This window comes from Shewanella sp. SG41-3 (genome assembly GCF_014164545.1).
GTDB classification, from domain to species: Bacteria; Pseudomonadota; Gammaproteobacteria; order Enterobacterales; family Shewanellaceae; genus Shewanella; species Shewanella vesiculosa.
On record NZ_JACJFJ010000007.1, the window covers coordinates 182227 to 196726 of the forward strand.

11 protein-coding genes are annotated in these 14500 nt (G+C 41.5%); 8 read left to right on the top strand and 3 right to left on the bottom strand.

Annotated elements, in window-relative coordinates; translation table 11 throughout:
- Nucleotides 1-43 precede the first annotated feature (43 nt).
- Genes H5164_RS14890 through H5164_RS14905 form a run of 4 tightly spaced genes read left to right on the top strand, consistent with a single transcriptional unit; the run spans nt 44 to nt 4330 of the window.
- On the top strand, nt 44-739 hold the full coding sequence (locus tag H5164_RS14890; protein WP_259396827.1) for a methylamine utilization protein: 696 nt from the start codon (nt 44-46) through the stop codon (nt 737-739).
- Entirely contained in the window at nt 729-3038 is a 2310-nt protein-coding gene (locus tag H5164_RS14895; RefSeq protein WP_182756907.1) for a bifunctional diguanylate cyclase/phosphodiesterase, read from the top strand. The genes H5164_RS14890 and H5164_RS14895 overlap by 11 nt, the downstream gene beginning before the upstream one ends.
- A gap of 18 nt (nt 3039-3056) precedes the next feature.
- Nucleotides 3057-3899: a DUF3034 family protein gene (locus H5164_RS14900; RefSeq protein ID WP_124016714.1), complete on the top strand. Its 843-nt coding sequence runs from the start codon at nt 3057-3059 to the stop codon at nt 3897-3899.
- Complete coding sequence (locus tag H5164_RS14905) at nt 3899-4330, top strand: group 1 truncated hemoglobin (protein ID WP_124016713.1); 432 nt, start codon at nt 3899-3901, stop codon at nt 4328-4330. Before H5164_RS14900 ends, H5164_RS14905 begins: the two co-directional genes overlap by 1 nt.
- Before the next feature lie 34 nt (nt 4331-4364).
- Here the strand turns inward: H5164_RS14905 and H5164_RS14910 are convergent, their stop codons facing one another.
- Nucleotides 4365-5558 (bottom strand): HD-GYP domain-containing protein, encoded by a 1194-nt coding sequence (locus H5164_RS14910; protein ID WP_182756909.1) that lies wholly within the window; start codon nt 5556-5558, stop codon nt 4365-4367.
- Nucleotides 5559-5912: 354 nt separating this feature from the next.
- On the opposite strand from H5164_RS14910, the gene H5164_RS14915 reads away from it, so the two are divergent.
- Together H5164_RS14915 and H5164_RS14920 are read left to right on the top strand one after the other, a co-directional pair.
- Nucleotides 5913-7271 carry an isochorismate synthase MenF gene (locus H5164_RS14915; RefSeq protein WP_371697336.1) on the top strand — a complete coding sequence of 453 codons (1359 nt, stop codon included), beginning with the start codon at nt 5913-5915 and terminating at the stop codon, nt 7269-7271.
- Between the two features lie 304 nt (nt 7272-7575).
- A complete protein-coding gene (locus H5164_RS14920; protein WP_124016710.1) occupies nt 7576-8256 on the top strand; it encodes a 7-cyano-7-deazaguanine/7-aminomethyl-7-deazaguanine transporter in 681 nt (226 codons plus the stop codon).
- 541 nt (nt 8257-8797) lie between these two features.
- Here H5164_RS14920 and H5164_RS14925 read toward each other — a convergent pair.
- Nucleotides 8798-10888 (bottom strand): HAMP domain-containing sensor histidine kinase, encoded by a 2091-nt coding sequence (locus H5164_RS14925; protein ID WP_182757003.1) that lies wholly within the window; start codon nt 10886-10888, stop codon nt 8798-8800.
- A gap of 56 nt (nt 10889-10944) precedes the next feature.
- Nucleotides 10945-12333, bottom strand: a complete 1389-nt coding sequence (locus H5164_RS14930) for a sigma-54 dependent transcriptional regulator (RefSeq protein WP_124016709.1) — start codon at nt 12331-12333, stop codon at nt 10945-10947.
- 644 nt (nt 12334-12977) lie between these two features.
- Between H5164_RS14930 and H5164_RS14935 the strand changes: the two genes are divergently transcribed.
- Both H5164_RS14935 and H5164_RS14940 read left to right on the top strand, forming a co-directional pair.
- Entirely contained in the window at nt 12978-13742 is a 765-nt protein-coding gene (locus H5164_RS14935) for a substrate-binding domain-containing protein (protein ID WP_371697349.1), read from the top strand.
- Nucleotides 13739-14446: an ABC transporter permease gene (locus H5164_RS14940; protein ID WP_124016707.1), complete on the top strand. Its 708-nt coding sequence runs from the start codon at nt 13739-13741 to the stop codon at nt 14444-14446. Before H5164_RS14935 ends, H5164_RS14940 begins: the two co-directional genes overlap by 4 nt.
- The last annotated feature ends 54 nt before the right edge of the window (nt 14447-14500 follow it).

Genomic DNA, 14500 nt, shown 5'->3' on the forward strand with positions numbered 1-14500 from the left:
TGCAACCCGCTCTACTGTCTAATAATGAGGCGAATACATGCCAATGTTCCGGTTTACGACATGCTTACTCTGGTTAACTTATATTATTTCAGCATCAGTGACTGCGGCAACCTTAACGGTTGATGTTACCGATGCTCAAGGTAATATGCTCAGTGATAGCGTGGTAGAACTTATCTCGACTGCGCCACTTGAAGCCACTTCGACAACAGAAATAACACTGCCTGCTACAGCCCATTACGAAATGCGTCAACAAGATCGCGTATTTTACCCTTTTGTATTAGCTGTGCCACAAGGGGCAAATGTTGATTTTCCTAATTTAGATCGTACTCGACACCATGTTTATTCCTTTTCTGAAGCCAAACAATTTGAGCTAAAATTATACGTAGGCACGACCGCAGATCCGATTAACTTTGATAAAGCGGGTCTAGTCGCTATCGGCTGTAATATTCATGACTATATGCAAGCCTTTATTTACGTTGCTAAAAGTCCTTATTTCTCGGTAAGTGATGCGTCGGGGAAAATACAATTAACGGATGTACCGCCAGGAGAATATCAAGTTAAGATTTGGCATCCTTGGCAAATTGTTGCACCAGCATCATCTTCGATTATCCTTAATGATGGCGCTAATCAATTAGCGCTTAGTGTCGATATAGAACACCAAAATAAACCATCATCGCCACCTAGCGGATTTGGTGCTTCTGATCATGCCAGCCATATGATGGGACAACATGCCAAATAGTTTTCGCAGCAGATTGATCATTGCATTTTTACTCATATTAACTTTAATGCAGTTAACTACTGCCTTGTTTGTGTTAAGCGCAACTCAACGAGATTTCCGCCAACAACAAACTCAAAATCTTAAAATTGGCTCTAACGTTTTTGTCGAAATGTTGTCAAATCGCAACAAGCAGCTTAACCAAAGTTTGTCATTATTAAGTGCTGACTTTGGCTTTAAGCGCGCGGTCGCGACCGGCGAGCAAGATACAATATCATCCGTTTTAGCGAACCACGGCCGTCGGATTAATGCCGATGCCGCTATTTTACTCTCTCCACAGGGAACCCTGCTGTCATCAAGTTTACAAGGTCTGACTAAAGCGAATATTGATGAGTTATTTGCATTAACAAAAAATCGCTCAACCACGTTCGAAATTTTTAATTATGATCACAGTAGCTACCAATTTGTTTTGCAGCCAGTTAAAGCACCTACATTAATCGCTTGGGTTGGTATGGGCTTTGCGATGGATAAAAACGTCGCCGACCAAGCAAAAACCATTACCGGGATCGATATTAGTTTCATTAACCAGTCAGCTGACAGAGTTGAAATAGTCTCCACCCTGCCAACCGCTCAGCAACAAGATGTTCTAGCGCAGATGGATCGATTAGACCAAACTATCGATGTGGTCAGCGACGACGTACCACTGGGCTATTTATCTACCACCATTGCATTAGACAACAATAGCGATAATCAATTAGCGGTATTACACCAATCGAATATTAAGTGGCAGCAAAATTACGATGCTTTACGTAATAACATGTTACTTGTATTCGCGATAACCTGTTTACTGGCCTTTATGATTGCTGCCTGGTTTGCTGGCGGCTTAACCAAACCTATTTATGGATTGGTTAATTTTGCCCGCAAAGTGGGCCAAGGCGAAAATCCTCCGCCAATTAAAGGTGCTCCCGCAGAGTTACAAGTATTAGCCAACACCCTATCGATAATGCGTGAAAATATTGAGTCACGCAAAAATGACTTAGTGTACCAGTCACAGCACGATAACCTCACAGGCTTGTATAACCGCGTAGCAGCTAAACAGCTCCTTAGTCAGCTACTAAGCAAAATGCATGGCAACTTAGTGATGATAGACATCAAAAACTTTCGTCATTTGAATAACATTATTGGCTTTGCCAATGCCGATGATCTGTTGGTATTGTTTGCGAGTCGCTTAGAAAGCTTATCTCCAACAGCACAGTTAATATCGCGCTTAGATGGCGACTCGTTTTTATTATTATTCCAACCTGGTATTGATGATCAACAGCTTGATAATTATTTACGCTTATTAACTCAACCCTTTGCCATTCAAGGCTCAAAAATCACAGTCAACGTTCGCGTAGGGATGGTAGATTTATCCCGAGGCTATGACAGTAATGATATCGATACCTTGATTCGCCATGCTGAAATTGCCTTAAACCAAGCGCGCATGGAATCATTAAGTATTGCCACTTATCAACAAGGCGAAGATGAGCGCTATCTGCGTGAATTAATGATTATCCGCGATTTACCGATAGCCCTAAGTCAAGGGCAACTGCATTTAGTGTTTCAGCCCAAAGTTGATATTCAGACGAATCATTGCCATGGAGCAGAAACCCTGATCCGTTGGCTGCACCCTGAATTAGGGTTTATTCCACCGGACGAATTTATTCGCTTAGCTGAAAACTCAGGTAATATCTCGATTATTAGCGAGTGGGTGCTCAATACCACCATAAAACAGCTAGCAAAATGGCAGCAACAAGGTATTTCACTTACGGTCGCGATTAATTTATCCGCCCACGACTTAACCAATCCTCAGCTACCACTGGACATTGAACAATTACTCATTAGCAATAATTTACCCATTACCGCCTTATCGATAGAGGTCACTGAAGGTGCGGTGATGAAAGATGCGCAAACGGTGATTGCGGTTTTACAGCAATTTCGCAATATCGGTATATCGATTGCCATCGACGACTTTGGCACAGGACACTCTTCATTAGCCTATTTGAAATTATTACCGGTCAATGAAGTGAAGATTGATCGCAGTTTTATTAAAGATATTCATACCGATGCCACTGATTTAATGATCGTCGATACTAGCATTAGGTTAATTAAGGGACTTAACTTATCCGTAGTGGCTGAAGGCGTAGAATCCGCAGAAGGAATCGATATTTTGCGCAAGCTTAATTGTGATATAATTCAAGGCTATGTGTATTCTAAGCCATTAAAAGCGGATGATTTTATTGTATGGTTTCAACAATTCAATCAATCTAATGTCCCATTCTAATGAAGATACGGTGCGCTAATGTATCAAATCATATGCATTATATTATCCGGGCTATTAAGCCTAATCGTGACGCAGGCCCAAGCTGATACGAGCAAAATTATCGCCACTGGCGGCGCAACCACTATTGAAGGTAGTGCCGGAGGTGGCATAGTACCTTGGGCGGTAATTAATGGTTATGCAAGCTCTGATCAATGGTCTTTAACCGCGATGAACTCCGCCGTTTATGTTGACGACTTTACCCTGCATTCTATGGGAGCATCGTTAAGCATTGATAATCGCTTTGAACTGAGTATTGCCAAACAAACTTTTGATTTAGACACTCTGGGCGGCAAACTAGGCCAAGATATTGTAGGTATAAAATACAAACTGGCTGGTGAAGTGCTCTATACCGCAATGCCGCAAATCAGCTTAGGATTACAGTACAAACGTGTTGATGACTTTGCCTTACCACAAGCGGTGGGAGCAAGAGATGATTGGGGGTTAGATGTGTATTTGGCCGCTAGCAAGGTCTATTTTGAAGCCATTGCAGGCCGTAACCTTGTGACCAACCTAACCCTGAGAGCCACCAAAGCAAACCAAACAGGTTTACTCGGATTTGGCACTGCAACCAACAACGATTACACCTTACAAGCCGAAGCTTCTATTGCGGTGTTATTAACTGATAATATTGCTCTGGGTTATGAGTACAAACAAAAACCAGATGAGTTGAGTTTTGCGCAAGAGCAAGATTGGCAAGATATTTTTGTCGCCTGGTTTGTTAATAAACACCTTTCGGTTGTCGGCGCATATGTCGATTTAGGCAGTATTGCCGGATTTAAGCAGCAACAAGGGTGGTATTTATCCGTAGAGGGAACACTGTAATGCTGAATGCTTTTAAACATCATCTACTGGTATTGGGCGCACTGTTATTACTGTCTACTGGCTGCGCAAGCCAACCAACAAGCCTTTACCAGCAGCTGGGGGGGAACAAAGGCATCAGTATGATCACCGACGATTTCCTGGTTAATTTGTCCCAAGACAAACGCCTCTTGCATCACTTTGAACAAACCGACATCAGTGTTTTTCGTCAACGGCTGATTGAGCATTTATGTGTTGTCACTGGCGGTGAGTGTCTTTATCAAGGAGCATCTATGTATGATGCCCATATCGGACTGCACATTAGCCAAGCCGACTTTGATGCCTTAGTGGGCCATTTGATTGAAGCCCTTAAACAACAGCATATTCCTATCGCAACACGTAATGCGCTTCTAGCTAAGTTAGCACCCATGTACCAACAGATTATTGGCCATTAGTGATTGCTATTCACTCACAGGGCTTTACTGGCATTTAGTAAAAAGGGCTAGGATCGACATCGAGCATACTTGGCGATACGCCTCGCTCAATATTTAACTCAGATTTAAGTAAATCCACCATAGTCACTTCGGTATAGTGCTTATGCTTGATTGAATAAAAGCACTTAACGATAGGATGCAAGGCATCGCGACCTTTAGCATCCCATACAATTCCTACACGCAGGTCCGATAGCTGTACTAATGAACCGACAGGGTAAATACCCACGCAGCGGATGAACTCATATACCAGTTTTTGATCAAGATGAAATGGTGTCAAGCTGATCAATATTTTAAATGCTGCCGCGGGGCTCATGGCTTCTTTGTAACAACGAGCAGCAGTTAACGCATCGAAAATATCTACAATACAACTCATTCGCCCATGCTGAGGAAGTTGCTCATCTTTGAGGCCATTAGGATAACCGCGGCCATCAAGCTTTTCATGATGCATTAAGCACACATCTTTACTCACTTGTGACAGCCCTGTTGTTTCATTCATGATTTCAATTGCATAAAATTGATGCAATTTCATGTGTTCAAATTCTTCTGGGGTCAGCTTACCTGGTTTGTGTAATATTTCGTTATCAACTTTAATTTTGCCGATATCATGTAAAATCCCCCCAACCGCCATTTGCTTAAGCAATTCGCGGTCAAGCTTAAGGTGCTTGCCAAAGGTGACGAGCAAAAAGGCAACATTGATAGAGTGTTCAAGTAAGTAAGCATCTTTGCTACGCAGTGCTGAGATACACTTAAATGCGTCGGCATCATCCATAACCGACTCAATCATTTTATCAGCAACATCTTCAAATTGACCCACTTCGATAGCTTTACCTTCGAAGGTTTCAGACATTACTTTTTTGATAAGCCCCTTGGCTTCAGCAAGTAACTTTTTAGCTTGCCCTCGCTGACCATCTCGAGTGACCGTCGCTTTACGCATTAATAGGCTGCTAGCAGAGCTTGATCTTTCTGCTTTTTTTAATCCACAGGTGTCTGAAGAGCGTTCAATATCAACCCACACCAATGCAATATTGTTGGCTTTAAGTTTGACAATTGCATCACGGTATTTAATTTGTCCGGGATTACGGATGGCTACTTTACCGTTCTGATGATCTATCGCTGTAACAAACATGCCTAAAGCAAGTTTATCGATAGGGACTTTGATGACATTGCTTGATTCGGCAGAATCATTCATTGTACAAATTACTCCGGGAGACAAAACTAAAAAACGAAATCTGACTTGCAATTTCTAGTTATATTTTGAACTACTTTACTCAATTCAGCTAATTTTTACTTCAGATCATCACACAAATATCGATGGCACTTTAACATTGGCTCAACGAGATGTTCGATATTGCTTTTTCATTCTATAACGATCCAATAACACTAGCCAATAGCTGAATTCTTTAACATGGTTACCTAACAGACGCATTACCAAAATCTCATGGCTATATTAGCAATTCAGATCACACACTTTAATCTTGCTAATTGACACTTTTTCATCTGTTTATTAACGTTAACGCTTATGTTGATGTACGAGAGGCACAGATTGAAAGGTCACTTTTTTTCACCACAATTTAGCGAGTTGATCTCTAAGCTCGAACAACTTCGCAGCATACCGATCTGTGACCCTATAGTGCAACTGTCAGTCGATGCTCCAGCATTACCATTAATCTCTTGGTTAAGTGCCCAAACCGTATACCCTAAAATTTATTGGCATGGCCGTGATAGAAATGAAGATGTCGCCGCTATAGGTTCATGTAAGGCATTTTATTTTGCCGACCAAGTCGACGACAATGCCTTAGCGCAAATCTATCAGCAACAGCGTAACAAAACCAATCACCAAGACATTCGCTATTACGGCGGTTTAGCGTTCGATCGCACGGTAGAATGTTGGCCTGAATTTGGCCGTGCACACTTTATATTACCTAGAATAGAATTACGCCGAAGCGGTCATAAGGTTAGGATATTAGTAAACCTTAATTTTGAGAATGGAAACGCTGAAGACGAAATCCAAGCTGCACTTGATACTATCGCGATGGTGCAAAAACCTGCTCCCTTGTCACCACCGAATAAACTCATGTTAATGGGTCGAAGTGATTTACCTAATTTTGCCCGTTGGAAGGAATTAGTTGAACAGGTCACCCAAGCTAATTTTATCAAATCGACCCCCAAAGTCGTCTTATCACGCCACAGCCAAATTGATGTAAATGACCATATTGACCCTTGGACTGTTTTAGCCTGTTGGCAAGGGCGTAATCCAAATAGCTTTCAATTTGGCTTTCAATTTAGCCCTGAACGCGCATTTATATCTTGTTCACCCGAACGGTTATATTTACGCCGCCAACAGGAACTGTTTACCGAAGCATTAGCCGGAACAACAGTGCGAGGACTTAATCCTGATGAGGATGCATTACTGGCTCAAGCGCTATTAGATGATATTAAAAATAGCCATGAGAATCAGTTAGTCAGGGAGCATATTGTCAATGTACTCACACCATTAAGTCAATATGTGGGCGCCGACGAGCAGCCTAAAATATTTAAGCTTGATCATATTCAACATTTACATCGCGCTATTCGAGCACAGTTAAAACCAGGCATTAGTGATTTTGAATTATTACGGGCGCTGCATCCTACTCCTGCCGTAGGAGGTTTACCTCGCGAGGCGGCATTAAACTTTATTCGCCAGCGAGAAGGTTACGCTAGAGGTTGGTATGCTGGAGCTTGTGGTTATTTAAATCACCATGAATCAGAGTTTTCTGTTGCGATCCGCAGCGCTTTAATTGAACCCAGAAGAATCAACTTGTTTGCCGGAGCAGGTATTGTTGCGGGGTCAAATCCTGAAGCTGAGTGGCAAGAGCTGGAAAACAAATTAGCGACAGTATTGTCTATATTAATCGATTTTTAATATTTCTAAGCTGACTCCAACGATGCTTGCTCGCCATGACTAGGCCTTTCGCTTGTACAAAACCCATGCTATTATCCCGCCCCCATGATTGCTGACCGCCATGAATTCGCTTAAAAAGGTTAATCAAGTGGTGTATTTATCAGCAAACACGACCAATAAACTATAATGATAATATTCTCTATAACAGGTATTAACTTATCGGCTTAACTCAGGCTATATAGTCCCGTTAACACCAGTAAATACTGTTAACTAATTAATAGCGGGTTCCCTCACCCCGCGCTAACCCAATTAAAAAGGCCACAATATGTTGACGTTAACCCAGGCGAAATATCGCCGAGCACTGATGCTATTAGTCAGTTTCCATATCTTAATTATTTGCGCAAGCAACTATCTTGTTCAGCTACCATTTCAGCTGTTTAGCTACCACACCACTTGGGGTGCATTTAGCTTTCCATTTGTCTATCTCGCCACCGACCTAACCGTAAGAATTTTTGGCCAACAAGCTGCTAGAGGCATTATTCTTAAAGCCATGATACCGTCACTTGTGGTGTCGTATTTAGTCGGGGTATTGTTTCACCAAGGTCAATTACAAGCGTTTGGTGCATTAATCGAGTGGAACAGCTTTGTGTTTCGCATCGCCTTTGCCAGCTTTGTGGCGTACTTGATTGGCCAGCTAATGGACATCACTGTATTTGCTAAATTACGTCAGGCCAAAGCTTGGTGGGTTGCCCCCGCAGCATCAACATTAGTAGGTAACTTAGTCGATACCTTAGTGTTTTTCAGTATCGCGTTTTATGCTTCCAGTGATGTATTTATGGCCACACATTGGCCAGAAATTGCTAGCGTTGATTACGCCTTTAAATTGATCGTGAGCTTAGGATTGTTTTTACCGGCTTATGGGGTGTTATTGAAGGTACTACAAGATAAAATTTTATTAAATGACATCACGACTGATGACGACATTATTATTCATGCATCAAAGTAATCGTTGTTAGGATAGGTGAATAAGCAAAAGCATCGTCAGCTCAATTACAGTGCCGCCGATGCTTTACTTATTTAATATGCGCAGTTTTTATCAAATACGATGACAGTATTGTTGTTCTAAACAATATTCCACAGATTATCATCAGCACATTAATCGCAAGATGCGCCTCGCGTTCCAGTAACGTTCATCTAAGCGTGAACAATAACAATCAGACTAACACCAACCTCTAATACCAGAATAAGCGCCAAACTGTTTTATTTTACAAAATACATTTACACACAAGTAATAAAGCATAAACATTTTTAATAAAAACAATAGCTTATTATTTTATGTGCTTAATTAAATGTAAAGATTCGATATATTACCTTAAATGCTTGCAAACACTAATGAGAATGATTATTATTAACTTGCGTTCCAAAACTCGGTTTAGTGATTAAAGACTTCATCACCTTTAATCACTTTTCAGAGTTCGCAAGCACGACATTGCTCATACACTCTTTGTGGCCGGATTCATCATCCGGCTTTTTTTTTAGCTGTTTTCTTATTGTGCTTTTTCACCAAAATGTAAGCCTTCATAAGGCCCAAGTTGTTGATCATCTTTTGCCTTGTGGTAAAGACCAATGGTAAATATGGTGCCCTTACCTACTGTCGAATTCACTTCAATCGTACCACCAAGCCGTTTAATTATCCCATAGCTCAACGAGAGACCTAAACCGGTACCATCTTTACGTGTGGTATAAAATGGGTCAAAAATACGACTCAAATCTTCTTTATTAATCCCCACTCCCTCGTCTTCAACTTCAATTTTAACGCCAATCGTTTTGCCATCTTCTAGCCAGTCATATGTTCGTAGCCAAATTCGGCCTTTGTTTTCAATCGCATGAGCGGCATTAACCATTAAGTTAATCAGAACTTGTAACAGCTGGGGACGATTGACTTCAACATCACCTGTGGCAGTGAAATCTTTGATCAGTGTGACCTCTTGTTGTTCAATGGAATGGCGGGCTAATAACAGCATCTCTTCAACAATTTGCGTCACTGGTTGCGATGTTATGGGGGCATTGAACTCACCTGGACGGCTGTATTGCAGTAGGCTTCGTATAATTGTAGTGATCCGGCCCACTTGCTGGAGCACTAACTCGATTTCTTCTTCGACTACGGCAGCATTATCACCAAGTTCATATTTTAACAGTTCCATATTGCCCAAAATTACCGCGGTAGGATTATTAATTTCATGGGCGATACCTGCGATGAGCTCTCCTAATGCGGTAAGTTTTTCATTGGTGACCAACTGTTGTCTGGTCGCATGCAATAACGCCACATTACGCTCGAGCTCCTCCGTTTTATCTTGCAAGCTACGAGTACGCTGCTCAACTTTAATTTCAAGTTGCTCTGCAGCAGATTGAATTTGGGCATTACGTCGCTGTAATTGATCCAACATATTGTCAAATTGTTCGGCTAAATGTGCCAGTTCATTATCACCATTGATGTCTAATTTACCGATCCTGATATTGCGCCCAGATTGCACCGCAGTAACCACTTGGTGAATATACTCAATTGGCTGTAATAAGCTGTTTGCTCCCCGGTACACTAGAAGACCTGAAATCAATAACACAAACACTAAAATGGTACCGAGCTCGATAATATTGAGTAAATAATTATGCAGAAAAGGAGACTCAGAAAAGCCCACATAAACCATCCCAATCCGTTTACCGCGCACATCCTGTAAAGGTAAATAACCAGAGATGTACCAATCATTGAGAACAAAAGCACGATTTATCCATGTTTGCCCTTCAACCAGTACTTGTTGATACACTTCATTAGACACCAGCGTACCTAATGCTCTATTAGGTTTATTCGGGTCTTTGGGAAATTGCTCCATCGGCACATTAGTACTAATCCGAATATTATCCAGAAAAAGGGTCACGGTACCGATTGAGCGTTCTGGTAATGTGCCTTTGCCGTAAACTAAGTCACGAATATTATCGACGATGGCAGTATTGCGGTTAAACAACATACCACCATCTAAATACCAAAATACATTACCCGACTGGTCGGCTATCGGTAATAAGGTTCGGCTTAATAAACCACGTGTTTCAATATTTTGTAGAGGCTGTTTGGCATGTAATGTGGGAATTAAGCTAATGTTAGCTTGGGTTGCTAGACTTGAATTAATTCTTTCGAGACGTTTAGCTGACAGCACCATCAAACCAGAAAAAGCCTTCTGTTGAGTTTGGTGCAACATCAAACGTAAGTCGGGATCCGCGGCAGCATCTGCGACACGAATTAACCTTAGAAAGTCTAATCCTGATGCTTTTTGCTGCTGTTCTAATAGTATATTTAGCGCACTAATAACCTTGGGATCAGCTTGCTGCTGACTGTGTTGTAGTAACCTAAATGCATGTTGAAAATCCCATGATTTACTGATCGACTCTAAACTGTCTTGTTGGCGTTCCTGCACTTGCATCAAGGTACTATTAGCGACAACTAAATCAGCCTTTACCTTCATAAACAATTGTTTGCCCGTGTATATTACATTCCAATATATGGTTATAAAAACTAAGCTAACTAGGGTTAATACAATAGGCAGAGATGTCAGAAACAAGATCCGATAACGTACTTTGGCTTGCATTTGCTGCCAACTAATACCGAAAACTCGTGTAAAAAAACCCTTCGAATTCGCCACGTTTATGTGTCCTCGTGACCTTCTTCGGCGTGATTCAACCAATCTTTAAATTTTCGATCTAATGTTTTTCGCGACACACCTAAATCGCGGGCAGCAGCAGATTTATTGCCGTTATGATTATCAACAACCTTTGTGACATGTTGTTTTTCAACTTCTTTCAATGGCCAGTTAAGCGGGTAACCCATGGCATCGTTGACCATAACTGACGCAGGCTTTTTCCAATATTCAGCAGGGGGTTTGCCTAATAAAATACACCGTTCAATCATATTACGTAGCTCGCGAATGTTGCCAGGCCAATCATGTTGCTGCAGCACTTGCAGATCTTCGTGGCTCCAAATAACGTCTTTAATACCCAATTCTTGTGACAATTGTAAGGTAAAATAATGGGTAAGTTCAGCAACATCATCGGGGCGAGATCGCAAAGATGGAATAACAATATTTAATACATTCAAACGGTAAAATAGATCGCGCCTAAAACGTCCCGCCTCAACCTCATCGATTAATAAACGATTAGTTGCCGCGATAACGCGCACATTAATATCCACTTCTTTTTCGCTTCCAACTGGACGAATCGCACGCTGTTCAAGCACTCTTAATAATGCCGTTTGCATATTCATTGGCATTTCGCCAATTTCATCCAAGAATATTGTGCCACCCGAGGCATAACTAAATAAGCCTTCACGATTACCTTTGGCCCCTGTAAATGCGCCCGCAGTATGGCCAAACAACTCACTGGCCAACAGATCTGGGGCTATTGCACCACAGTTCACCGGCACAAATGCACCACTTCGACCGCTAAGCAGATGTAGCTGTCTGGCCACCAGCTCTTTACCCGTTCCAGACTCGCCTTCAATTAACACCACAGCATTCGTCGGGGCGATGCGTTCAATCACTTCTTTAACATCGCGAATAGCTTCACTGTTACCGATAATAGTCGATGATTGACCGTGCGATAATTCACGCTTTAGCATAAAATTCTCACGCTTAAGCAAACGTTTTTCGATACAACGATCAACGGCAGTGATCATCTGCTCTAAATGAAACGGTTTCATAATAAAGTCACACGCACCCGCACGTAATGCTTTGATTGCCACATCCATATCGGCGTAACCAGTCATAAAAATAATATCGGATTGGTGCTCGGGATCATTAAGCGCTTCATGCCATTCAATACCCGATCTATCAGGCAAGCGAATATCCACAATCAATAAATCGAAATGACCATGACTGCGTAACTCTTCAGCTTGGGCAATTGAAGAAGCGGTTTCAACCAAGGCAAACTTTTTAGCCAAGGCTTTCATCAAAAAACTGCGCATACCGGGTTCATCATCAACAATGAGTACTGACATTGTGGTCTTTGCTACTGGGCTGGCATGTTCATTTGGACTCATAAATGGACTCTTATATGGACGCTTTGGCAAGCTTTGTAATACTGTATCACTGAATTCAAATCACTTGGTCACTATGAACCATAGAAAGGTGATCATGGGACAATTTGTCTAATATAAATAACCATAGCTTGGGAGCAAGTTCACAGTTTCGATTTTATGCGTGAACAGTATTTGCATTAAAGTACTTTGGCATTTAACTTGCTTATTACGTTGGGAATTAGTTATTTCTTAATGCATTTAATTTTTTAGTTAGGGCTTGTTGATCTTTCGAGATGAATTTTTACGCAGTTTATAGCCATTTCTTCGAGGCGAAGCTTATAGCATGTGATCATTCTACATGAACAAGCGGTCAAGTAATAGAAAGTGGCTACAAGTGCTGCCCGAAGGGTTCCACTTAAGCGCGTGACGCCTTTGCAAGTGGAAGTCTTTTTTGCAAATTATTCGCTTAGCAGGCTAGGCGTCATAACTTGCTCTGCGATTTTGATACAAGGTGCGACACGGTTTACGTTTAAAAATTTTGATCATCAAAGATCAACAGACCAAAAATATGAATATCATAACGATTAATATATCAAGGAGCGGCAATGTTAAAACTCAAAGCAAGCATTAGTATTCTGATAGCAGCATCGGTACTTAGTGGAGCGATGTTTAGCCCTACTGCACTGGCAAATGAAGTGATTAAGTTAGCAACCACAACCAGTACTGAAAACTCAGGCCTACTGGGGGCACTGTTACCTAAGTTTGAAGCTGAATCAGGTTATACAGTTCAAGTTATTGCAACGGGTACAGGTAAAGCATTAAAACTTGCCAGCCAAGGAGATGTTGACGTTGTGATGACTCATGCCCCAGATGCTGAAGCGAAATTTATCGCCGATGGCGATGGTATTGAACCGCGCGGCATTATGGAAAATGATTTCGTGGTATTAGGACCTAAAAATGATCCTGCGGCAGTAAAGTCTAGCAAATTAGTCACTGAAGCCTTCAGTAAAATTGCCCAAAGTAACAGTAAATTTGTTTCTCGCGGCGATAACTCTGGTACCCACATGAAAGAATTAATCATTTGGAAAGATGCCGGCATTACACCAGACTTTGCAGGTTATACCTCTGTAGGCCAAGGCATGGGTAAAACGTTATTAATGGCGGATGAATTACAAGCTTATACATTAACCGATCGTGGAACGTATATTGCTTATAAAGCTAAACTCGATCTCAATATTAGCTTTGAAGGTGGCGATAAATTAGCTAACCCTTATCAGATCATGTTAATTAACCCAGCAAAATACCCAGATTTAAATCATAAGGGTGCCAGAGCATTGAGCGATTGGTTTATTAGTCCTGCAACACAAACGATGATTAACAATTATAAAGTGCAAGGAGAGCAATTGTTTAAGGCAACCTATAAAAAATGAGTGATGGCTGGTTAGTACTATTGCAGCAAGCATTTAGCTTGCTGCTCTCTTTTGACCCTCATGTTTGGGCCATTATTAATATTTCTTTTTCAGTGTCTTTTGCTGCACTATTGATCACGATTATTCCCTCTATTATTTTAGGTTTTATCCTTGCTTTTAGCCACTTTAGAGGTCGTTGGATTGTCACTAACTTAGTGCAAACTTTACAATCCATTCCTACCGTTGTAATCGGTTTATTAGTCTATTTATTGCTGACCCGTAATGGCGCTTTAGGTGATTTAAAGTGGCTATTTACTCAAAAAGGCATGATTCTGGGTCAAATGCTAATTTGCGCCCCGGTATTGATAGCATTATCACAAGCAGCATTTTCGAGTGTCGATCGTCGAGCTTGGGAAACATCACGAACCTTAGGAGCATCCTGGTTACGCGCAGTGTGGACTTTATGCCGTGAATTACGGGTGCCACTCTTACTCGCTATTATCGCTGGGTTCAGTCGAATTTTAACTGAAGTGGGTTGCTCTATGATGGTCGGTGGCAATATTATGAATGTCACTCGTAATATCCCTACGGCTATCGCCCTCGAAACGAGCAAAGGCGATTTTGCCCAAGCAATTGCCTTAGGACTGGTGTTACTCATATTAGCCTTAGTGTTAAATTTCATCTTGGGTTCATTGCGAGGCAAAGCCGTCCCAAGGAGCCATTAAAATGTCGTTAGCGAATAACGCTGTTAAATACCCAGTCAGTATTGAAGCTAAAGA